This window comes from Ensifer sp. 22460 (genome assembly GCF_052044935.1).
GTDB lineage: Bacteria > Pseudomonadota > Alphaproteobacteria > Rhizobiales > Rhizobiaceae > Ensifer.
The window spans coordinates 136,459-157,197 of sequence record NZ_JBQENZ010000017.1 but is presented as its reverse complement, the minus strand read 5'-3'; the positions used below and the strand labels follow the sequence as shown (position 1 = coordinate 157,197).

Annotated in this window: 16 protein-coding genes and 10 pseudogenes; 15 read left to right on the top strand and 11 right to left on the bottom strand. The window is 58.1% G+C overall.

Annotation, left to right across the window (positions count from 1 at the left end; all coding sequences use genetic code 11):
• Positions 1 to 25 precede the first annotated feature (25 nt).
• Positions 26 to 139, bottom strand: a pseudogene (locus ACTJKM_RS21390) (response regulator); the annotation flags it as partial.
• Between the two features lie 251 nt (positions 140 to 390).
• On the opposite strand from ACTJKM_RS21390, the gene ACTJKM_RS21385 reads away from it, so the two are divergent.
• Positions 391 to 693, top strand: a complete 303-nt coding sequence (locus ACTJKM_RS21385; protein WP_246733610.1) for a DUF982 domain-containing protein — start codon at positions 391 to 393, stop codon at positions 691 to 693.
• Positions 694 to 1,035: 342 nt separating this feature from the next.
• Positions 1,036 to 1,237 (top strand): annotated as a pseudogene (locus tag ACTJKM_RS21380) (hypothetical protein); the annotation flags it as partial.
• Between the two features lie 76 nt (positions 1,238 to 1,313).
• Here ACTJKM_RS21380 and ACTJKM_RS21375 read toward each other — a convergent pair.
• Positions 1,314 to 1,616 carry a DUF982 domain-containing protein gene (locus tag ACTJKM_RS21375; RefSeq protein WP_440660785.1) on the bottom strand — a complete coding sequence of 101 codons (303 nt, stop codon included), beginning with the start codon at positions 1,614 to 1,616 and terminating at the stop codon, positions 1,314 to 1,316.
• Positions 1,617 to 2,018: 402 nt separating this feature from the next.
• On the opposite strand from ACTJKM_RS21375, the gene ACTJKM_RS21370 reads away from it, so the two are divergent.
• Positions 2,019 to 2,381 (top strand): SPW repeat protein, encoded by a 363-nt coding sequence (locus ACTJKM_RS21370; protein ID WP_440660793.1) that lies wholly within the window; start codon positions 2,019 to 2,021, stop codon positions 2,379 to 2,381.
• A gap of 156 nt (positions 2,382 to 2,537) precedes the next feature.
• Here ACTJKM_RS21370 and ACTJKM_RS21365 read toward each other — a convergent pair.
• From ACTJKM_RS21365 to gatC, 4 genes and pseudogenes are all read right to left on the bottom strand, one after another.
• A pseudogene (locus tag ACTJKM_RS21365) lies at positions 2,538 to 2,798 on the bottom strand (transposase); the annotation flags it as partial.
• A 54-nt stretch (positions 2,799 to 2,852) separates the two neighbouring features.
• Positions 2,853 to 3,286 (bottom strand): annotated as a pseudogene (locus ACTJKM_RS21360) (IS3 family transposase); the annotation flags it as partial.
• Between the two features lie 67 nt (positions 3,287 to 3,353).
• Positions 3,354 to 3,856: pseudogene (locus ACTJKM_RS21355) on the bottom strand (transposase family protein); the annotation flags it as partial.
• 246 nt (positions 3,857 to 4,102) lie between these two features.
• Complete coding sequence (gene gatC / locus ACTJKM_RS21350; protein ID WP_192371546.1) at positions 4,103 to 4,390, bottom strand: Asp-tRNA(Asn)/Glu-tRNA(Gln) amidotransferase subunit GatC; 288 nt, start codon at positions 4,388 to 4,390, stop codon at positions 4,103 to 4,105.
• An 86-nt stretch (positions 4,391 to 4,476) separates the two neighbouring features.
• On the opposite strand from gatC, the pseudogene ACTJKM_RS21345 reads away from it, so the two are divergent.
• The 5 genes and pseudogenes from ACTJKM_RS21345 to ACTJKM_RS21325 all read left to right on the top strand — a co-directional run.
• A pseudogene (locus ACTJKM_RS21345) lies at positions 4,477 to 4,590 on the top strand (protein usg); the annotation flags it as partial.
• A 150-nt stretch (positions 4,591 to 4,740) separates the two neighbouring features.
• Complete coding sequence (locus ACTJKM_RS21340; protein ID WP_192371568.1) at positions 4,741 to 5,217, top strand: Hsp20 family protein; 477 nt, start codon at positions 4,741 to 4,743, stop codon at positions 5,215 to 5,217.
• 68 nt (positions 5,218 to 5,285) lie between these two features.
• The gene (locus tag ACTJKM_RS21335; RefSeq protein WP_218685735.1) at positions 5,286 to 5,585 is read left to right on the top strand and encodes a DUF982 domain-containing protein; all 300 of its coding nucleotides are present in this window, start codon (positions 5,286 to 5,288) and stop codon (positions 5,583 to 5,585) included.
• Positions 5,586 to 5,594: 9 nt separating this feature from the next.
• Positions 5,595 to 5,876: a hypothetical protein gene (locus ACTJKM_RS21330; protein WP_192371544.1), complete on the top strand. Its 282-nt coding sequence runs from the start codon at positions 5,595 to 5,597 to the stop codon at positions 5,874 to 5,876.
• Between the two features lie 223 nt (positions 5,877 to 6,099).
• Positions 6,100 to 6,243, top strand: a pseudogene (locus tag ACTJKM_RS21325) (SPW repeat protein); the annotation flags it as partial.
• Between the two features lie 230 nt (positions 6,244 to 6,473).
• Here ACTJKM_RS21325 and ACTJKM_RS21320 read toward each other — a convergent pair.
• Positions 6,474 to 6,776 (bottom strand): annotated as a pseudogene (locus tag ACTJKM_RS21320) (Hsp20/alpha crystallin family protein); the annotation flags it as partial.
• A gap of 341 nt (positions 6,777 to 7,117) precedes the next feature.
• On the opposite strand from ACTJKM_RS21320, the gene ACTJKM_RS21315 reads away from it, so the two are divergent.
• The 5 genes and pseudogenes from ACTJKM_RS21315 to ACTJKM_RS21295 form a co-directional block, all read left to right on the top strand.
• Positions 7,118 to 7,432, top strand: coding sequence for a co-chaperone GroES (locus ACTJKM_RS21315; RefSeq protein ID WP_058325139.1), 315 nt, complete (start codon positions 7,118 to 7,120; stop codon positions 7,430 to 7,432).
• Positions 7,433 to 7,485: 53 nt separating this feature from the next.
• The gene (groL, locus tag ACTJKM_RS21310) at positions 7,486 to 9,114 is read left to right on the top strand and encodes a chaperonin GroEL (RefSeq protein ID WP_192371542.1); all 1,629 of its coding nucleotides are present in this window, start codon (positions 7,486 to 7,488) and stop codon (positions 9,112 to 9,114) included.
• Positions 9,115 to 9,332: 218 nt separating this feature from the next.
• Positions 9,333 to 10,673: a Do family serine endopeptidase gene (locus tag ACTJKM_RS21305; RefSeq protein ID WP_440660784.1), complete on the top strand. Its 1,341-nt coding sequence runs from the start codon at positions 9,333 to 9,335 to the stop codon at positions 10,671 to 10,673.
• Between the two features lie 121 nt (positions 10,674 to 10,794).
• Positions 10,795 to 11,598: pseudogene (locus ACTJKM_RS21300) on the top strand (ISKra4 family transposase); the annotation flags it as partial.
• A gap of 136 nt (positions 11,599 to 11,734) precedes the next feature.
• A pseudogene (locus ACTJKM_RS21295) lies at positions 11,735 to 12,142 on the top strand (IS110 family transposase); the annotation flags it as partial.
• Between the two features lie 53 nt (positions 12,143 to 12,195).
• On the opposite strand, the gene ACTJKM_RS21290 reads toward ACTJKM_RS21295, so the two are convergent.
• The 4 genes from ACTJKM_RS21290 to ACTJKM_RS21275 form a co-directional block, all read right to left on the bottom strand.
• Complete coding sequence (locus ACTJKM_RS21290) at positions 12,196 to 12,912, bottom strand: IS6 family transposase (RefSeq protein WP_440660792.1); 717 nt, start codon at positions 12,910 to 12,912, stop codon at positions 12,196 to 12,198.
• 188 nt (positions 12,913 to 13,100) lie between these two features.
• Complete coding sequence (locus tag ACTJKM_RS21285) at positions 13,101 to 14,621, bottom strand: hypothetical protein (protein ID WP_440660783.1); 1,521 nt, start codon at positions 14,619 to 14,621, stop codon at positions 13,101 to 13,103.
• A gap of 212 nt (positions 14,622 to 14,833) precedes the next feature.
• Positions 14,834 to 15,958 (bottom strand): dsDNA nuclease domain-containing protein, encoded by a 1,125-nt coding sequence (locus tag ACTJKM_RS21280; RefSeq protein ID WP_210339627.1) that lies wholly within the window; start codon positions 15,956 to 15,958, stop codon positions 14,834 to 14,836.
• A gap of 155 nt (positions 15,959 to 16,113) precedes the next feature.
• Positions 16,114 to 16,839, bottom strand: coding sequence for a DUF6602 domain-containing protein (locus ACTJKM_RS21275; RefSeq protein ID WP_192371539.1), 726 nt, complete (start codon positions 16,837 to 16,839; stop codon positions 16,114 to 16,116).
• Between the two features lie 127 nt (positions 16,840 to 16,966).
• Between ACTJKM_RS21275 and ACTJKM_RS21270 the strand changes: the two genes are divergently transcribed.
• Together ACTJKM_RS21270 and ACTJKM_RS21265 are read left to right on the top strand one after the other, a co-directional pair.
• A complete protein-coding gene (locus ACTJKM_RS21270; RefSeq protein WP_192371538.1) occupies positions 16,967 to 17,131 on the top strand; it encodes a hypothetical protein in 165 nt (54 codons plus the stop codon).
• A gap of 210 nt (positions 17,132 to 17,341) precedes the next feature.
• Positions 17,342 to 20,146 carry a TrlF family AAA-like ATPase gene (locus tag ACTJKM_RS21265; RefSeq protein ID WP_440660782.1) on the top strand — a complete coding sequence of 935 codons (2,805 nt, stop codon included), beginning with the start codon at positions 17,342 to 17,344 and terminating at the stop codon, positions 20,144 to 20,146.
• Positions 20,147 to 20,739 lie beyond the last annotated feature (593 nt).

Sequence of the window (20,739 nt, the reverse complement as noted above, 5' to 3'; positions counted from 1 at the left end):
GCATCACCGAAAAGAACAAGCCGAGCTAGCGGATCGCATGGGCGAAACCGTCGTAGTCGACGGGCTTGGTGATGTAGACGTTTGCGCCAAGATCATAGCAACGTTGGATTTCGCGCTGATCGTCCGTGGTGGTCATGGTGGGCCTCCTTCGTCAGGGTTCCTCCCGACCGGTTCTTCTGTGCGAAGATCGTCGACTGTCAAGGCGGTGGAAAGGATACCCCGCGCCTACGCCGTGAACCCAGTGTGTTGAGGCAGGCGTCGATCTGCTTTCGGATGGTCAGTCGACGTCGATCGTGCGGTAGGTGTTTGGAAGTCTTGAAATCCGCTCTGTCTGCGACGATATTTTCTTCACTTCTTTTTCATCCGGCTTGAATGCGAAAGGAGGACATCATGCTCAACCCGGAATTGGTTTGGATGACGCCCGTCACCGTTCACATGAAGGACGGGGCGTCCCAGGTCTTCGCTTCTGTCAACGACGTGCTCGATTTCCTCGAAGGGGATTGGGCCATCTATCGCGGCAGAAAATACAATCGGGCGGTTCAAACGTGCCGCCGTGCTCTAAACCGAATGACGCCAGTCGCCATCGCGCGCGAAGCGTTTATGGACGCCTGCCGAGACGCGGGCATGTCGATAGGCGCGGATGGACCGCCCGGGGCGAAAACAGGTACCGGCGGTCAACGCTCGCTTACCTAGAATGGCTGGGCTGGGGCACTTCTTAGTGCCCCAGCCTTTCGAGCATTCGCTCCGGCGCACCGGAGCAATTCGCCATCACCCTTAAAGCGTTCTGATAGAGCCGCCAGACGCGATGTCCGGGCAGTTCGGTTGATCGTGTCAGGCCCACGTTCGCCTTTACGGCCCCTGGGCCACCGTGCGGACGGAGGGTGCGGGGCGTAGATCTCGTCACTCATGGTTGGCTGCCCCATCACAGTGACAATCGGGCTCTTGAAGATCAGTTTCCGCAAAAATACGTCGTTTCGACGCCGCCCTCGACGGGTGCGGCCTACCTGCCTGCCGTGCGACCACCTGGGTCCGCTCGTGAAGAAAGGACGGTTGATCCAGGCACTAGCGGACTGGTGTCCCTCGTCCTGGAGATCACCTCTACTATCCGAGCCGCCGCTTGGCATCGCCTGCCTTCGCGCTGCTGCTGCTGGTTGAAGCTCTGCGCTATCGATGGCTTCCACGGGAGGAAAGCGGTTTCGGAGGCAGGCTCACTGCCGCCCGCGCCAGCCAACCTTGAAAACCACGCAACAAGCGCTGCTTACCGCGCTCGCTAGAGAGGCCGCGAGCGCGGCCCCCCACTCCAGAAAGCCGGTTTACGGGTGTACTCGACCGCCGCCCGGCTTGGCCTTGATCATCCACGGCAACACCGCAGGAGCTTTCACAAGGATGCCCTTCTTGTGCGCAAAGGAGCGGAGCGCGTCGCGCGCCACCTGAACTGGTTTGTGGCCGTCATGTGCCAGGTAGCAGGTCTTCAGCGTCGCGTCATGAATGATATCGCGATCTCCTTTGGACCACTCCTCGAGGAAATCGATCGCGTCTTCCAGGTTCGTGATTTCGAGGACCAGATCCTTCCTTTCACGCAGGTAAACTGGTCGGTCAAACATCTTCGTGTGCATTTCCACCTCACTGAATTCGTTGGTTTTCAACAAGGAAAGCGCTCTTGGATGGCGCCCGTCGAAGATTTATTCTCGCGGCTTGGCGAGTTCAAGGGGTGGAGTGTGCATTATGCATCCACGCTTATATGCAAACTCAAAGGTCCGGGGCGGACCGCGGGTTCGAGAGCATGGCCGCGCTCTTTCGTCCCGGGCTTTCCTCCAAGGGTGTTCCGCCACTGTTCGCCTACGCAAAGATCGTCGATCTGGGAAGGCAGTCGATCACAATCGCCTTAGTCGTGGTAGCTGCAGCCCACGGAGATAATCGGGCTCTTGAAGATCGTATTTCGCAAAATTACATCGTTTCGCGCAGCGTGCACAGCACGCGAGAACACCGTCGATCAAGCTTCATTCGTGGAGGTTGTCATGGAAAATGGACTGATGGAAAGCAAGAAAGCACAGGATTGGCTGAATCTGGTTCTCGCAGTCGCCCTGTTCGTTTCAACTTGGGTGCTCGGCTACGCCAGCGAAACCATACCGGCGTGGAACGCATGGATTGTCGGAATCTTGCTCGCCGCTCTGGCGGTCGCCGCGCTGTCGGCGTTTGCTGAGTGGGAAGAGTGGTCGAGCCTGGTGCTCGGGGTCTGGCTGATCGTCTCGCCCTGGCTGCTTCAATTCGCGGCGAACATGAATGCGATGTGGACCCACGTGGTCCTTGGAGCGCTCGTCGCCGCCGTGTCGGCCTGGGCGCTTTGGGACAATCGGCAGAACCCGCATGCTCATGCATGATAGAGAATTGGAGTATGGCCCGCCGCCTCAGCGGCGGGCTCAGACTGCTGACAAGCCCGTCGATATTTTCGGCGGGTTTTTGTTTTGGGGTTTGCGCTGTCGAGTGGATTGCGGCGGCTTGTATGTGTCGTCGCGGCGCGCCGGGCCTTGGGTGGGGCCCTGGTCAGGACCATAGCGATGATCGTGAAGCTGCTTGGCGTCGGCAAACGAGCGCTCGACCGTCTCCTTGCGGCGTTTGTAGATCGCCTTGCCCCAGGACGTCAGGCGGTTGGCATCGGTGCGCTCGCGGGCATCGGCCCAGACATGACGGGTGACGGTGCGGGTCGCAGCGGCGTTTGATGTGCAGGCGGCCAACAACGGGCAGTCGCGGCAGATCGCCGGGTCGGAGCGATAGTGGCGATAGCCGGTGCGATCGGAATAGGTGGCCGGCTTCGTTTCGGAATCAGCGGCCGACTTCACCGGAATGCGCACTGAGCACCACCGAAGGTTCGACACTTCGACCGCAACACGGCCATCATGGCGGCGGGCATCGATAGCACCGGTATGGCGCTGAAGAAGCAGCCCATGCAGCTTGATCACTCGATAAACGCCCTTGGCATTTGGCCAGGCACGCCCCTCGTTGGTGGCGTTTCGAGCAAAATAGCGTGAACCCGGCGATAGCCGCAGGTCGGCATGTCGGCGATGATCGCTTTGATCCCTTCAACCAGTCCCCGATCAGCAAGCGGCGGCCGTCCACGGGCTTTGGAAGGGATCTGCCTTGCACGTTCTGCCATGTTTGACCGGGCAACACCCAAAGTCTCGCACACCGCCGTCACCGCGAAGTGCTTCGGCAATGACAGCGAGCGCAACAGATGTTTTTTTGGGCCGGTGGCAATTTCGAGCGCTTCCTTGAGAATTTCGCCTTCTCCGAACAGGACAGACCCTCCTTGTGCAAGGCATGCACGGCATCGAACACCCTCTGCTGTGATTGTCGATGAGCGTGCCGCACCCGGCCCCGTAGCGCCAGGATCGCCGCCAGCTCCCTATGCCAACGACCCGGATCGTGGCGTCGCAACGCGCGAGCGCGGCATCGCTGACAGCCATGCCGCCGAGCCTTCGCATCAAGTGCTCGCCAGGACGACCGCCGGCACTGTGGCCGAGCAGACCGACAATCTCTGAGACCCTCCGTTGTCCGGCGCGCATAAGGGGGAGCATTCGTCGGAAGTCGATCGGTAAACGTTTGTCGTTGACAGTTCGGGTGTGCGCACCGCCAGCGGCTCAACCGAAGCTTAACCGTTACTGCCTTTCCTTGGACCGGCAGATCCTGAAGGCTCCGGTTGGACCAGCCATGCCGATTTCGAGTCCTCCGGCCGCAATCAGGGCAAATGCCGAACCCTGGACAGGCAGCGGAAACAACCCAACTGTCATCAGGCAGTGGGCGCGACACCCAGAACTTTTGCACCTGGGCCGGGCGACCATTTCGTGTTCGTGTGCATCCCCGCCCATAGCGGCATCATGTCTAACGGTGAGTGAACCACAATTTGAGGAAGAACCTGATTAAGTGCAAAACGACAGGACCTTCGCCATGACACATCATTCGATCACAAACGAGATCGGCAAGCTTTCGAAGCATCGGATGTGGGCCGGAAATCTCAAGCCGCCAACACGCGCCACGCAAAGGGGCGCATCGTTTGTTGCGATCGCCGGCCGTGAAATGCTCCAAAGCCTGCGGCTGTCTGTGCTTACTCGAGAATCTTGGGGACCAGGAAGAAGTTGCGCTCACTGAGAGGAGCATTCGCCACGATCTCTTCGGCATGATTGCTTTCGGTCACGACGTCCTGGCGCATTTTCATGGTTGTTGGCACAACCGAGGTCATCGGAGGGATGCCTTCGACATCAACCTCCAAAAGTTGCTCGATGAAGGTCAGAATTTCGTTCAGCTCGCCACACATTTTTTCAGCCTCGTCTTCGCTGAGTGCGAGACGGGCAAGGCGGGCAATACGTCTAATGGTCGCGATATCTATCGACATAGGCTCCGTCCGATTTAATGGCTTCCGTCGCTTGCGCAAGATTTTGCCGATCTGAGCCTTCTGCCGCTCACACTGACTGCCTACCAGAAATCTGGCAAGTCAATCTCGACGGCCCGCTGCATTCCGTTCGCTATACGCATTAGTGCCTGATCCGGCCGAACGAATGGCGCCGTATTGGAGGTGAGTTCAAGCTGCACTGAGATTTGCGAAAATTCTCCAAGGCGGCACTTGAAGCCGGATTTCACAAATACCAGATTATTTGCCGCCAGCCGCTGACAACAGGGCTGGCAATGCTGGAAGCGCCGTCTTTCGGCGCTCCATATCCATGTTGCTTTCAGGAGGATATGGCTATGGCAACATCTTACGACTACACGCCTCTCTTCCGATCGAGCGTTGGCTTCGACCGGCTCTTCAATCTTCTGGAAAACGCCCAGCGCGACCGTTCGACCAGCGATTGGCCGCCCTATGACATTGTCAAGACGGGTGACGACAGCTACCGCATCTCGATTGCGGTTGCCGGCTTCGCCGAAGGCGACCTGGACCTAACGTTCCAGACCAATCTTCTCACCGTTATTGGCAAGAAGCAGGATTCTCCGTCCGAAGCCTATCTGCACCGAGGCATCGCCCACCGCCCGTTCGAACATCGTTTCGAGCTCGCCGACCATGTCACGGTGCGTGGAGCGGGACTGAGCAATGGTCTGCTGACCATCGATCTCGTCCGGGAAATTCCGGAGGCATTGAAACCGCGCAAGGTCAGTATTCAAAGCGGTTCCGTTCTTGGAAGGTTGGACGCCGCGCCGCAGATCGAAGCCCAGAGCGCGGCGTAAACGAAAACATCGGATGGGCGCCGTTTCGATGGCGCCCATGGACACACCGGGTTGGAAAGGAGAGAGTTATGAAACCCGATATGTTCAAGAACCCTGTGCGAATTCTCGTCGGTCTTGGATTCCCGACGGAAGTGAGAAGCGTGATGGACGCTTACCGACATCTGGTCGAGTGGCCGATATCGCTCAGGGATGGTCCGCATTCGGTTGCGCTCAAGGCATGCCGTGCTGCCTTGTGCGGCGAGATCGAAGCTGAGACCGCACGCGGCTTGTTTGCCGCCTTCGCGGAAAAGCACGATCTGCTGGCGCCGGAAACTGACCTCGTCATGGCGTCTCATGCGAGGTGGAGCAGGAAGCCGCACCTAAGCTGAGGTGAACCGATGATGGACGATATGTTTAAGCAGATTGCCGCAACTGCCGTGAACATCGGACCGGAAGTTCTAGCATCTCACTGGTCGCCGTTTCGACGTCCAATGGATGTGGTGAAGGCTCCTGCACTTTCTGTCGATGATAAACGGGCCATTCTCGCCGCGTGGTCTTCGGACTTTTACGCGATAGATTCGAAGCCAGCTCTCCGTCATATACCAGGAACGCCTGAGCCGGTTTCAATCGATGAGGTTCGGTCTGCCCTGCGAGAGCTCGATTCGCGGTACGATATCTGACGGAGTTATCTGGCGCCTGCTTCAAAGCCTTGCCAGCTTTCCGACGGGCGATTCTCATATGAGGCGGCCCGTCAAAGATATACGGACTGGGAATTCAGTTCCCATCGAAAGAATGCCTTCTTCAGACGGCACGGTGCCAGCTTTCGCTTTTCATTAATGTTCCGGCGGCCGCTTTTAGGCCTGGAGGAGCGGTAGGCGGTGGTGCGGTTGAGGCATCTTCTCCTGGCTGATGGTCTCGCCTTGGCTGCTTCAATTCGCGGCGAACATGAACGCGATGTGGACCCATGTGGTCCTCGGCGTGCTCGTCACCGCCGTGTCAGCCTGGGCACTCTGGGACTATCGGCGGAACCCGCATGCACATGTATGATCGAGAAAAAGGAGAGTACGGCCCGCCGCTTCAGCGGCGGGCTCCTCCGAAAATTGGCGATGCCGATCGATGCGCCGATCGCGCAGCAACGGGGATTGAATGGTAGAGCTTGCCGGCGAATATCAACGAAAACTAGGGACGGCGGCTCCTGTCGTCTACGACGGTGCAATTCAGTTTCTGTCGCTTTGCGTAGGCAATGGCGGCATCGCGGATTGGGAAATGCAGTTCAAAGCGGCGACCTTGTCCTCATCGACTTGGCGACCAAGGGACAGCCGCCGTTTGAAGCGCCCGTAGTAGCGCTCGCTGAACCGGCGATCCTTGTCCTCAGTCTCCGATTTGTTCTCGCCGCGAAGCGTAAGCACGCCATCTTCCAGCAGCACCTCGATGTTGTCTGGATCGACGCCTGGTACCTCCGCGATCAGGCGGATTTCGTTGTCATTCTCCTCGATTTCCACGTGCGGCCACGAACCATTGAAGGGCGACGTGCCACCGAGCAACGATGGCGGGCCGAAGCCGCGGAAGACTTCGTCGAAACATAGGTACGAGGGAGCGCCAAGAAGCTTGGGGCTCCCGGACTGGTGTCGACCCACCTCGGCGTCGATGAGAATGAGGTGGGGATCATGATGCCTTGCGTCAAGAGGCAGCCACACCCTCCAACCACCAGCGACGTGAAATAGTCTCATGAATTCATGCCGGTAGCACTCGATGGGGTAGAGTGCTAAAAAATTTCTAGTTCCCTCTTGAAACTCGAAAAGACAAAAACCAGATCGATTTGCGCGCGATGCCGAAAGGGTCGGCGCGCCCCGCGTCGGTTCGCTCCGAATGCGGCGCCGAGGACCCGTTGAAAAATCTGTTTGTCGATGAGGAGAGCGAAATGACGTTCCGTCCCTTGCATGATCGTATCCTGGTTCGCCGCATCGAGGCCGAGGAAAAGACGGCCGGCGGCATCATCATCCCAGATACGGCGAAGGAAAAACCACAGGAAGGTGAGGTCGTTGCCGCCGGCCCGGGTGCGCGCGACGACAGCGGGCAGTTGCGACCGCTCGATGTGAAAGTGGGTGATCGCATTCTGTTCGGCAAATGGTCGGGCACCGAGATCAAGCTCAATGGCGAGGATCTGCTGATTATGAAGGAATCGGACGTGATGGGCGTGGTCGAGATCGACGCCGTAGCGAGAAACGCAGCCTAGTGCCGATCCGGACTTGCCAGACAAGGAATGCTGCCTGAGGAAGGAGTAGAAAAATGGCTGCCAAGGAAGTGAAATTTCATTCCGACGCCCGCGAAAGGATGCTGCGCGGCGTCGACATCCTCGCCAATGCCGTCAAGGTTACGCTCGGTCCCAAGGGCCGTAACGTGGTGATCGACAAGTCCTATGGCGCGCCCCGCATCACCAAGGACGGCGTGACCGTCGCCAAGGAGATCGAGCTTGAGGACAAGTTCGAGAATATGGGCGCCCAAATGGTGCGGGAGGTTGCCTCGAAGACAAGCGACATCGCTGGTGACGGCACCACCACCGCGACTGTTCTCGCCCAGGCGATCGTCAAGGAAGGTGCGAAGGCTGTGGCGTCGGGCATGAACCCGATGGACCTCAAGCGCGGTATCGACAAAGCAGTCGAAGCTGTGGTCGAGGAACTGCGGCGGAACGCCCGTAAAGTCACCAGGAACGACGAGATCGCCCAGGTTGGCACCATCTCGGCCAATGGCGACACCGAGATTGGCCGCTTCCTCGCAGAAGCGATGGAAAAGGTCGGCAACGAAGGGGTGATCACCGTCGAGGAAGCCAAGACCGCAGTGACGGAGCTGGAAGTCGTCGAAGGCATGCAGTTCGATCGCGGTTATCTCTCGCCGTATTTCGTCACCAACCCCGAGAAGATGCGGGTTGAGTTCGAGGAACCCTACATCCTGATCCACGAAAAGAAGCTCTCGAACCTGCAGACATTGCTGCCGGTTCTCGAAGCGGTCGTTCAATCCGGCAAGCCGCTGCTGATTATCGCCGAGGATGTCGAAGGCGAGGCACTCGCAACCCTCGTCGTCAACAAGCTGCGCGGCGGCCTGAAGGTCGCTGCCGTCAAAGCGCCGGGCTTCGGCGACCGCCGCAAAGCGATGCTGGAGGACATAGCGATCCTCACTGGCGGAACCGCGATCTCTGAAGATCTCGGTATCAAGCTCGAGAACGTGACCCTCAATATGCTTGGCCGCGCCAAGAAGGTCGTCGTCGAAAAAGATAACACGACGATCGTCGACGGCGCTGGCTCGAAGACGGAGATTGAGGGCCGCGTCGCGCAGATCAAGGCGCAGATCGAGGAAACCACGTCGGACTACGATCGCGAGAAGTTGCAGGAGCGGCTGGCCAAGCTTGCCGGCGGCGTTGCCGTCATCCGCGTCGGCGGCTCAACCGAGGTTGAGGTGAAGGAACGCAAGGACCGCGTCGACGACGCCATGCACGCCACGCGGGCGGCCGTCGAGGAGGGCGTGCTGCCCGGCGGAGGCGTCGCTTTGCTGAGAGCCGTCAAAGCACTGGACAACGCTCAGACCGAGAATGCCGACCAGAGGCACGGCATCGACCTCGTTCGCCGTGCGATCGAAGCGCCGGTGCGCCAGATCGCCGAGAACGCGGGTGCCGAAGGCTCGATCATTGTCGGCAAGCTGCGCGAGAAGACCGATTTTGGTTATGGCTGGAACGCCCAGACCAACGAGTTCGGGGATCTTTACGCTCAGGGCGTGATCGACCCGGTCAAGGTCGTTCGCACCGCGCTGCAGGACGCCGCCTCGGTCGCCGGCCTGCTGATCACCACCGAGGCAATGGTCGCCGAGAAGCCGAAGAAGGATGCACCGCTCCCGCCGATGCCGGGAGGTGGCATGGACTTCTGACTGCAATGATAAGTCCGCGCCCCCGACGGGGCGCGGGCTTTGGGTAGACTTGTGAAGTAAGAGATGCTTTGCGCCTGAATCGGAGCGGCGTTTCGATATCGGACTGGTGATCGGACTGGTGCTGGTTTGGCAGGAGCCAAAATCGTGGCTCCGATGAGGCTGGCCCCGAGGGCCCGCCCCCTGCACCGAAGGAGGATCTGAAGAATTCGGGGCCAAAAATGACCACGCGTTCGTCGAAATATGTTGGCGTATTCGCCGCACTCGTCCTCATCCTGGTACCTGCGCCGTTACCGGCGGCGCAGCCGCAGTCGGCGATTTCGGCAAGCACTCAACCGTCGCTCGCCGATGTCTTGGAGGACGTCACGCCGGCAGTCGTCAACATTGCAGTAAGGTCTCGCGCTTCCGCCGAAACCAATCCTCTTTACAACGATCCCTTCTTCCGCCGCTATTTCAATCTGCCTGAGCAGCAGCAGCGGCTAAGCGCGGGCTCCGGCGTCATCGTTGACGCCGCCAAAGGCTATATCCTCACCAATCACCATGTCGTCGCGGACGCCGGCGAGATTGCGGTAACCCTGAAGGACCGCCGCCGCTTCACGGCCGAACTGGTCGGCAGCGACAAGGCAACCGATATAGCGTTGCTGAAGATCGACGCCGACAAGCTGACGGCGCTCTCGTTCGGCGATTCCGGTGCCCTGCGGGTCGGCGACCCCGTTGTTGCGATCGGCAATCCGTTCGGGCTTGGCCAGACCGTCACCTCCGGCATCGTCAGCGCCCTTGGCCGCGGCGGCATCAATGTCGAGGGCTATGAGGATTTCATCCAGACGGATGCTTCGATCAATCCCGGCAACTCGGGAGGCGCACTGGTGACGACAGACGGGCTGCTGGTCGGCGTCAACACCGCAATCATCGCGCCCGCCGGCGGCAATGTCGGCATCGGCTTTGCGGTTCCGATCGCGATGGCGTCGGCCGTGATGGAGCAACTGATCGAGCATGGCGAAGTGCGGCGCGGCCGGATCGGCATCTCCGTCCAGGACCTGACTCCCGACCTGGCCGAAGCGCTCAGCATCGAGGAAAGCTACGGCGCCGTCGTCGGCAACGTTGAGACAGATTCCCCCGCGGAACAGGCGGGCCTTCGAGCTGGCGATGTCATCATCGCCGTCAACAATCGGAAAATCACGGGCTCGGCAGATCTCCGCAATCGTGTCGGCCTGGCTCAGGTCGGATCGGAAGTCGAAATCGAATTTCTGCGCGATCGGGTTCGCAAAACGGTGTCAATGCGCATCGAGCCGGACGAGGCAATTGCCAAGCCTGGAGCCATGCCCGCTCGCCTTGAGGGCGCTGAGTTCCAGGATGCGGCCGGCAACGTGGTTGTTTCCAGCGTTGAAGATGGAAGTGCTGCGGCCCGAGCCGGTCTGCGCATGGGCGATGTGATCGTTGCTGCCAATCGCCGGCCTATCGCGACCGTGGCGGAACTCGAGACAGCGTTAAAGAACGCCAGTGGCACGATAGTGCTCGATCTGTTTCGCGCCGGGTCGAAACACTTGCTGGTGATCCGGTAGGTGGTTGCCCGACGCATGACGTTAACATCGATGGGAGAAGGAGATGAGGAAATCTGCTCGATGGATTACAGCCCTGGCTGTAGCAGCGACGTTTGCGTGTGCTGAAGCGGTTGCCCAGCGGCCGCAGCAAGCGAGTCGCGCCGGCAAGTCTCCCGTTTCCGTTTTCATTGATGGCGCCTATATTCGCGCGGTTCCCGGCTATCAAAGCCGGCATTTCGAGATCGCGATGGGACGCGTTGTTGCGCAAGGCCGAGCACCGCGTCAGTTTGCCGGTGCGCCGAATATCGCTACCGGCAAACACGATATCGTTCGCGCCGCGATGCGCGCGCAAGGATGGCTGCCTGGCCGAGACGTCACTGTCTTTAGCGACGGAGAGGTCGGGCTGAAGAGCATCGTCCTCAGCGCAACACGCCAGCCCGTCACGCATATCCTCGACTGGTTTCATCTATCGATGCGGCTGCGGCACATTGAGCAGGCCTGGAAGGGCATCAGGCATCTGCAAAATCTGGATGTCTATCTGCAAAACGTTGCGGTCCATGTGCCCAGGCTTCGGCATCTCCTCTGGAGCGGATATGTCCGAGAGGCAAGCGAAGCCGTAAAGCAGATGCTCGCCCAATTGGATCAGCATCCCGGATTTCGCGACGCCCCCGGCAAACTCAGGCGCCTATACGCGCTGATCAACAATCTTGGCACCTACCTGGGGCAGAGCGCAGCTTCGATCGTCAACTACTGTCGGCGATACTGGTCCGGTCAGCCGATATCCAGTTCGCCGGCTGAAAGTGCCGCCAACAGCCTCGTCAATGCCCGTATGAATAAGAAGCGGCAAATGCGTTGGACACCGATCGGCGCTCACCGGGTTCTTCAAGTCCGAGCCGCCGTCGCGGACGGCCGTCTCAAACAGGCAAAGCTCGACCTCGCAGCCTAACCCCCAGCTTTTTCCCGCTCCCAAAGAAACGGCCGCATTCTTACGTTTAAGATGGGGTGGTTGCCGTCCTCCCCCGACGGCATCGCAATATGCCAAGGTGATGTGGTGCAAGCCATAAAAGAGAGAGGTTTGGCAGATGAGCGATATGATCGGGGTGGATCTGGCAAAGAATGTTTTCCAGCTACACGGTGCGTCGATGACAGGTGATGTGAAGTATCGCAAGAAACTGTCTCGCGGGCAGTTTTTCCGATTCATGTCAGAGCAGTCACCGGCACTTGTTGTTATGGAGGCCTGTGGGAGCGCCCATTACTGGGCGCGTGAGTTGGTGAAGTTGGGCCATGCAGTCAAGCTGATCGCGCCGCAATATGTGCGCCCGTTCGTGAAACGGCAGAAGAACGACGCAACCGATACCGAGGCAATCGTCATTGCGGCTCGTCAACCTTAAATGCGCTTTGTCGAGCCAAAGACCGCTGATCAGCAAGCTCGGGCGGTCCTGTTCCGGGCGCGTGAGCGTATTGTTCATCAGCGAACAGAATTGGTGAACGGGCACTGTAAACTTAACGCTCTGCGGCCAGCGACAGTGCATATAAGGTTTGTTCAAGCGGCGTGAAGGCGTGCGATATTGCGCCAAGTTTCCATTACTTCGCCGCGCAATTCGCGATGATGGGCAGATGGAGTGTGGTGACGGGGAAGGTGAAAGAGGTTGGCAATCGGGTCGTGTATGGAAACGAAACGCTGAAGCTGTCGCGCTGACTTGAAGCGCTTCATGATCTTTTCCCGTCGTCGGATCGGCTGATGAGAATTCTCCGCCCGATTGTTGAGGCCCTTATGCGAACGATGCTCGACGCCGGGCATGATCTCCCGCTTCGCTGCACCATAGGATCGAAGCTTGTCGGTGATCATCACACGGGGCGAATGGCCTTGTCCTTTCAGCAGCTTTCGCATCAGGCGTTTTGCAGCCTTGGTACTGCGGTGGCTTTGCACCAGCACGTCGAGAACAAAACCGTCCTGATCGACGGCGCGCCAGAGCCAGTGTTTCTTTCCCCTGATGGTGATGACGGCCTCGTCGAGGTGCCATTTGTCGCCGAGCCTGCCGGCTGATCGCTTACGGATATCCTTGGCAAAGTGCCTGCCGAATTTCTCCGCCCACAGTTTCACAGTCTGGTGAGAGACGGTGACGCCACGGGCTGCCAGCATATCCTCGACCATGCGCAGACTGAGCGGAAACCGGAAGTAAAGCCAAACCGCTTGGGCGATTACTTCTGCTGGAAATCGGTGGCGGCGATAAAGAGGATCACGGGCAGATCGGGTCATGCCGCCAGATCCCACATTTTGATCGGTACTTCGTTAAGTTTACGGTGCCAGCTAGAAGGCTACACTCATTGCCCCTCGGCAGGCGGCGGACGCCATTCGCACGATCTGGCGCCTCTACCGACAAGGGGGCAAGACTTCTGCGATTCATCGTGCCGGTCGAACACAACACGAGAGTGCGTAGTCCGACCCTAGATCCGGTCGAGGGCAGGCGTCATTGTGGCGAGGACATCGTCGTAGACGGTCGACGACATGACCGAAAGCTCGTCGACAAGCTCTATGATCTTACCGTCCTTCACGACCTGATCGTGAAGGTTTACCGTGCCGAGGATCGTCTGCCCCTCATCTGGTCTCGTGCTAAAGATCAGGTCGATCATGGCAGCGACGTTCGTTGCGTCCTGATCCTGCTGGTTCGGACTGTCAATGATCATCGGCGCAGTCAATGCGGAGGAGTATTCAAATACGGTCAACATAAAGGCAAGGTAATATGCCAGCACCGCACGCGGCTGATCGCTACCGGTGTCGTTGACTTTCTTCGTGATCTTGGTCGCGCTGTCGAAGTCGATGTTCTTCACGTTGAGCGCTCGAAGGAAGGAAGTCCTCTTCTTCGCATAGAAGGACTCAATGTCTGCCTTCCTCTTCTTGTCTTCGAGACCTTTCACCTCGCGATCGATCTCGACGATCTCGCCTGCCAGTTTCTCGACCGCCGCGCGTATCTCTTCGAGTTGATTATCGAACAAGCCGCGGGCCATGTTCGCGCCTGCGTTCTCGATAACTTCCTTCAGCGTGAGCTCTCCTTCCCTCTCGGCAAGGGTCCCGCCTACTCGGTCGATTAAAACATCCGTCTTTTTCAGTTCGGCTTCCGCCTTCTCCGCTTTTCGGCGAATAGCTACGAGCTGCTCGTGCTGGTCCCTGACGAATTGGGCGCATGCTTCGCGGTCGTCAAGTATCGAGAACTTCTGACCGAAGTCGTTCTCGTGCAACGTGCCACAGGTCGGACAGAAGATCTCCTGGCCCTCCTCCAGCGCTTGCGTGAAGTCTTTGCCCAGTTCGCGCATCGCCAGCCGCGCGATCTTCATCTGCTCCGTCAACAGCTCCCGCTCATCGACTAGGCTGGCGAGCTCCGCGGCGACGTGAAGCCTTGCGGACCTGAGGTTCCGCAGCTCACTCAGGAGACGGTTCACCGATTCTCTATGTTCGAGCTCGGTGAATTCCGTACCTGTGAAGGCTGGTTGCAGACTAAGCTTTCCGACGGCCTTTTCGAGGACCTGCCGGTCGCGGCCAAGATCCGCGATACCGGATTGCAGCGCCGCCTTTCGAGCCTGGAGTTCGTAGTAGCGGTTCGGTCGGATGCCCGAGTGGAATTCAATCACCGCCTTGCGGGGATTCTTGTACTGCGCACCGACTTCGAAGGATTCGAGCGCCTGCTTCCAGCCTAGATCCTGGTCGACATAGAATGGCAAAAATGCGTAGGCAGGCGGTGGCGTCTCCGGCTCCCCGGACGACTTGTTCGGAAGCACCAGACCGAAATCGAGCATCTTCGCCAAGTACGGCCCGAGCTCGGACGTAATCTTTCTCGTCGCGATCAGGAGTTCGCCGGCTTCATTGAAGAGCCCGAACGACGTTCCGTCACGGACCATCGCGAAACGCGTTCCGTCGATGGTGAAGGTGACGCGAGCCTTGACCTTCGCCTTCACCCATTCCGGATGCATGCGTACTGGCGATCCGAACGTCCAGTAAAGGCTCTTGATGACGGACGACTTGCCGACGTCATTCTCGCCCTTGATCACCGTCAGGCGGGGGTGGAACTCGATCGTCCTGGCCTTGCGCTCCAGGTTCGACAGGAGTTCTAACTTCTCGAAGCGCAAGTTTCGCATAATTTTTCAATCTGAGATTTCTGATGAGCTGTTGATAGCGGTCGGTGCTAGACATCGTAAAACTCGTACAGGGCCACGGCGCGCAGATAGTCGTCGCTCACTGTCTTGTCCCACAGCGGCGCCAGCTGGCGGACTGCCGGCAGAGCAGCGTCGACTTCCGCAAGAAGGTCTCCCTGCCCGAGCACATGGGGCTTAATGGCCTCCTTGACGTCGCGCTGGAACTTCTGTGGCCCAGGACCGTAGCGGGTTTTTCGGTCATTCATGTAGAGGCGCCACGCCGCACCGATGTCACGTCGCCGGACGATGTTCGTTATTGATGATACGATCTCCAACCACTGCACGCTGTCCTGCCGCTTCTTCTTGAACTCGTCCAGCCGGTCCGAGATCAACTTCGGGGTCACGAAAGACTGGGACATCGTCTTCAGACTTGCGAAGTCGACTTCCATTCGCTCTCTGCGGCGGCACTCCTCGAGCAGCATCAGGGAAAACGCGTACGTGCTCGTCTCGGTAATCCCGGTCTGGTCGATCACAAAACTCTGCACGGCCCCCATGATTGTGTCGCTGAAGCTCGCAAGAGTCATGCTGGAGCAGCAAAAATGGAAGAGCTTCGAATGCTCATCCTTGAAGGACGGGTCCTGCTCCCTCAGCCGCTTGCGGAAGGACTCGATTTTCGTGGCTGCCGCTGTTTCGAATTGCGTCTCCATATGACCGGCGGCCGCCAGATCGGCGCACATTTGGTTGGTGACGAAAACGAGCTTGTCGGTATTTGCGGGGAAGCGCTTGTAGTTGTCGTACATCTTGCCGGCGAATGACAGCTTCTTCTCCAAGGTCGGCTCGCCGAGATTCGCATCCTTTGCCTGAGGCGGGTCGCCGGGTGCCTTCTTGTTTTTCTTGGGCATCTTCCCGTCCGGAGCGGATATGCTGTTCAGCGTCCAACTCCCGGTGGCCTGGGTCTTCACTTGGTAGAATGTTACCTTAGTCGGACTCGCCATGCTGTCGAGTTCGAGGACGTCGTCGTGAAACTCGAAGGCTAAGGCGAAATCGGATCCGCTCTTGTACAGCTCGAGGATACGCGAGAGGCCCCACGCGGCCTGATACTCGAAACGCTCCACGCCTATCTTTCCGCCCGTCTCGCGCTGCGGCTCTTTCAGAAGATCTTCGATGATGTCCAAGGGCAGTCCCGAATCAGGATGAATAATGCATCTTAAACGTGTTCGAAATAAAAACGCGACATGGTGCGGAAGGACTTCAACAGATAGGTGGAGCCGTTTCATCGAAAAGCAGTGAGCGACAGAAAAGCGGCGGATCGCTTCACCCACACTTCCGTTCAGATTAACTTCTTCCACGTTCTCCGAGACGTGTAGGCTGTCCAGTCAATGTTGGGACGGCGCGCTCGCTCTCGCGTTAAAAAATTCAAGAGATGAACATAGAAATCAAGGAAGACGCCTTTCTCGGAATCCTCTAGCGCCACAGCCTTGCTGGGTAAAATGCACCCTCTATCTAGTACAAACAATTGATCGACAAAGTCCAACGAGCATCCTTCGGACTTGGCGGCGCTGATCACTCTCTGAAGTTCTTTTTCTGCCCAATTTTGTTCCGAAAGATTGCTATGATAAGAAAAAATATAGTAAGGACACCGGTAATGATTCTCAAAAACCTGTCCGTCGGTTGCTGCTGGGCGGAAATTAGTTTTGAACGGTTTAAGTTTTCTAACTCGCGCTGCTGCATTGAACCATTTATTCAGCTCATCTTGGCTCAAGGTGGTTTTTACTTCAATTACAGCATAAAGAGATTCGGCAGGAACGAGGGTACTTTCCGTCGAATTCTGTATAGGTGCGGCGGTTGACCGATCATAGATGAACAGGTCAAGTTCGCCTGTGCTATGATCACGAAAGTCTATCGCCTCGCCGCTCCCGACCGCGAAGATCGCCGGGAGATGCTCCTCCAGGAACCCCTTGAGCGCCGCAGCTCTTTCATTTCCTTTCAATCCTTTATGGCCAAAATTCTCGGCCTTCTCTGCGTCGAGGAGTAGCCTCTTTTCAGCTTGAGCCAACACATTTGCAAATATTTTGCTGGGAGAGCGGGTACTACGTCTTGGCACTGCTTCTATAATCCAGGGTTTAAATATGCGCCGTATACAATCGCTGTATTGATATTCCGTTTAGAACTGGGTGACCGTTATGAGATTGACGCTCGGCAAGGTGCATCAGGAACTCTGCGAGATCCTCGGGTGGCTGTCGGTCAACGCCCTTACATGGTCAAACCAGTATTGCCGGTTTCAGGCGACGTATCCGGCCGTTCCGATCATTGTCGGAAACTTGAAGAACCCGATTCTGGTCATGTAGATTGCGGGCACCGCCCTGTGCGTCAGCCCTATCGCCGCCCGCGGCTCCAGGGAACTCCACAGCGAGTCTCCGCCATTCGACGACTCGTGAATCCTCGGGATCCTCGCGGCGATCGGACTTTCGGTCGTCCTTGCTTGATCCCATCTTCCCAAGTTGACAGAACGCTCGGTATAGTGGTGTCACCTAATAAATAAACTTACGGGAGGGGCCTTGGACAAGGGTGCTCATTTTCACCGCTGTGATTTTCAGGTCCATACGCCGCGGGACCTGCGTTGGTCGGGCCCGAATGCAATAACGGAGGAAGAGCGACTGGCCTATGGCCGAAAGCTCATACAAGCGTGCCGTGAGCGGGGCATTCAGGCGATTGCGGTAACCGACCACCACGACATGACGTTCCTTCCCTTTATTCGCCGCGCGGCTAGCGAAGAGACGGCTGCGGATGGCAGCGAGTTACCGGCAAATGACCGACTAGTAGTGTTTCCCGGAATGGAACTGACGCTCGGCGTACCCTGCCAGGCCCTCCTCATCTTTGATGCAGATTTCCCAGATGACATGTTCCAGTTGGCGTTGAACGCGCTGACAATCACGCAAAACAAAGACGACGAGGCTAAAACCTGCGAAACCCAACAGCTTGCTCATATTCTGAGTATGAAGCAGCTGAAAGACGAGCTGGACAAGCATTCGTATCTTCGTGACCGCTATATTGTGCTGCCCAATGTCACGGGTGAAGGGCAGTTTTCCCTTCTACGTACGGGCCAGCACGGCAAATACGCGGAGATGCCGTGGGTTGGTGGGTATACCGACGGCGAATTTGCCAAGCTGAAAGAGGGCAAGAAAAACATTCTTGCCGGCAAGGATCGGGCGTGGGGCAATAAGCGAATTGCCTGTATCCAGACATCCGATTCGCGGCGCGACGATCATACTACGCTCGGTGAACCGTCGACCTGGATCAAATGGGCAACCCCTACCGCCGAGGCTTTACGCCAAGCCTGCCTGGCCCAGGAATCGCGCATTGCCCTTGAAACACCACGCGTTCCGGAAACCTACATCGCCCACGTCAGTGTCGGTAACTCATCCTTCCTGGGGCCACTCGACCTTGATTTGAACCCCCAATACAACGCCTTGATCGGCGGTCGGGGTACCGGCAAGTCGACCCTTCTCGAGTATATCCGTTGGGCCCTTTGCGATCAGCCACCAGCCGGTGATGACGAAGACACTCCGAATTATCAGGCCCGTCGTGGTCGGCTTATTGACGGCACGCTCAAAGCGCTCGGAGCCAGTGTGCAGGTCGTGTACGTCCTTAATGGCGTACCGCACCTCGTGCGGCGCGCTGCAGCTGACGGTAGCGTCCAGATGAAAATCGGTAAGGGGGACTTGGCTCCCTGTACCGAAGATGAGGTGAGGGCACTGCTGCCAATCCAAGCCTACAGCCAGAAGCAGCTTAGTGATGTGAGCGTTCGGGTTGACGAGTTGACGCGCTTTATCACGGCGCCGATCAAGGGCAATATCGATCGCCTCGATCGTAAGATGGCCGACCGCGCGAACCATATCCGGGAAACCTACGCCACACGTCAGCGTTTCCGAAGTCTTTCGCGCCTCCTACACAACCGCATGCTCGAAGAGCGTTCCATTCTAGCTCAGGCCAATGCCATCCGGGATTCGTTGACAGGTCTAACCGAGCCAGACCGTGCGTTGCTCGACCAAGGTAAAATCTTCAACTCTGCCAATGCCCTCGTGGCCTCATGGCGTGCTGGCGCGGGCACGGTGGCCAACAAGGCAAAGGAGCTTCACCGCTTGGTGTCCTCCCAGAAAGCGGCGCTTCAGCCCTCAATGGAAGGCCCCGACGAGCTAAAGCAGACGATGGCTGAGGCCCAGGCTGCCTACGCTTCGTTGTTGGGCGATGCAGAAGCGGCGCTGGGCAAGCTGGCACTAGCAGCCGACGCAATTAGCACCATCGAGAGTGACAAGGTTGCCGGACCCTGGAAAGCATGGGACGACGCCCATGCGATGTTCCTCACCCGCTATTCAGAGGCCATGCAGCGGTCGTCCTCGCATACCGAGAAGCTTCAACAACTCCGCAGTCTCGAGGCCAAGATCGCCGAGTTGAGCGAGGAAACGACGCGGGTTCAGGAAACGCTGGCGACACTCGCTGACGCCGAGGCCGGCTATCAAACCGCCCGTGCCGAATGGCTAGGCGCACAGGCTGAGCGCGACGATCTTATCGACCGCGAATGTGCAGCGCTCACCGAACGATCCGGCGGCCTCATTAAAGTTCGTGTTCGGCGGCATGCAAATGCGACGGCATTTGTCGAGGTGTTGGCACAGTCCCTCAAGGGCTCCCGGGTCCAGAGCGCAAAGATCGACGCAATTGGGGAAGCCATCACCACTGCCAGTGATCCAACCAAGATCTGGTTTTCAGCGCTGACTGAGCTCGAAACGCTCGCCAATTTCGATATCAACCAGGCTCAAGGCGAACCGCGGCCGCACACGCCGCTGTTGCTCGGTTTCGGGCTCTCGAGTGCAGACTGCGAGCGCATCGCCAACACATTGACGCCAGAAGACTGGCTGACACTTTCGCTTGTCTCCGTCGAGTCCGTTCCCGTGTACGAATTCCGCGCGCGGGAGGGAGAGTACATATCCTTCAAGAATGCCTCCGCAGGGCAACAAGCAACAGCGCTCCTCAAAACCCTTCTCAACCAGGCCGGGCCACCGCTGATCATCGACCAGCCCGAGGAAGACCTCGACAACCCTGTTATGCTGGAAATCGTCAACCAGCTCTGGGATGCGAAACAGCTGCGACAAATCACCTTTGCAAGCCATAACGCCAATCTGGTGGTCAATGGCGACGCCGAACTGGTGGCTTGGTTCGGGTACCGAACTTCTGACGACCAGTCTCGAGGAACCATTCAGGGGGTTGGTGCCATTGACGTCGAAGACACACGCGCGGCCATCAAACAGATCATGGAAGGCGGTGAAGCAGCCTTCCGTCTCCGCCGGGAAAAGTATGGTTTCTAGCGTTCACTCTTGCGGCGGTGTGAACACCACTCGTGCGATCACCGCCGCCGCGCGGCCTCACGGAACCCCGGCGCCGGGTTTTCGATGCAGCATCTCTTAGTTGATCATTAACCATATGAATTAACGTCTGAAATTTCATAAACGGAAGTCAAGCGGCTTCATATTTCCGTCATCCGGACGCCATTTTCCGAAGCGCATCACTATCGATAGGTTTCAAGTATCGATACTGATGGATTTGCAGGCGCAAATCGCCTGATGTCGGTCGTCCGGGATAACCGGAAACCCCTGGTTTTCCGGGCTTCCAGGGTGCGTTAGCCCGGGATGACCGGACTCCCCAAGACGGAACTCGCCGCGCGGCGGCGGCGCACATGGCCCGTCCCCTTTACCGGATTTGAGCTCCGATGCGTTTCAGCAGCCCCTTCTCTCGTGGGCCATCTCCGAAACCGCTATTTTTCCGGCGTTTCGGCCACAGAAGCCCGCTGACGCGCGTTTGCCACTGTGGACGCCCCGTTGCTCATCCCGGGTAACGATTTGAGTCTGGCGGGCTTCAATTTGATGCATAAAACACGCTTGCAACTGACCAATTTCTCACG

Coding starts and splice junctions, on each gene's coding strand:
- ACTJKM_RS21375 (WP_440660785.1), bottom strand. CDS start 1,616: ATGCACACGAAGATGTTTGACCGACCAGTTTACCTGCGTGAAAGGAAG.
- ACTJKM_RS21385 (WP_246733610.1), top strand. CDS start 391: ATGCTCAACCCGGAATTGGTTTGGATGACGCCCGTCACCGTTCACATG.
- groL (WP_192371542.1), top strand. CDS start 7,486: ATGGCTGCCAAGGAAGTGAAATTTCATTCCGACGCCCGCGAAAGGATG.
- ACTJKM_RS21290 (WP_440660792.1), bottom strand. CDS start 12,912: ATGACCCGATCTGCCCGTGATCCTCTTTATCGCCGCCACCGATTTCCA.
- ACTJKM_RS21370 (WP_440660793.1), top strand. CDS start 2,019: ATGGAAAATGGACTGATGGAAAGCAAGAAAGCACAGGATTGGCTGAAT.
- ACTJKM_RS21305 (WP_440660784.1), top strand. CDS start 9,333: ATGACCACGCGTTCGTCGAAATATGTTGGCGTATTCGCCGCACTCGTC.
- ACTJKM_RS21285 (WP_440660783.1), bottom strand. CDS start 14,621: ATGCATCCGGAATGGGTGAAGGCGAAGGTCAAGGCTCGCGTCACCTTC.
- ACTJKM_RS21340 (WP_192371568.1), top strand. CDS start 4,741: ATGGCAACATCTTACGACTACACGCCTCTCTTCCGATCGAGCGTTGGC.
- gatC (WP_192371546.1), bottom strand. CDS start 4,390: ATGTCGATAGATATCGCGACCATTAGACGTATTGCCCGCCTTGCCCGT.
- ACTJKM_RS21315 (WP_058325139.1), top strand. CDS start 7,118: ATGACGTTCCGTCCCTTGCATGATCGTATCCTGGTTCGCCGCATCGAG.
- ACTJKM_RS21335 (WP_218685735.1), top strand. CDS start 5,286: ATGAAACCCGATATGTTCAAGAACCCTGTGCGAATTCTCGTCGGTCTT.
- ACTJKM_RS21270 (WP_192371538.1), top strand. CDS start 16,967: ATGAGATTGACGCTCGGCAAGGTGCATCAGGAACTCTGCGAGATCCTC.
- ACTJKM_RS21330 (WP_192371544.1), top strand. CDS start 5,595: ATGATGGACGATATGTTTAAGCAGATTGCCGCAACTGCCGTGAACATC.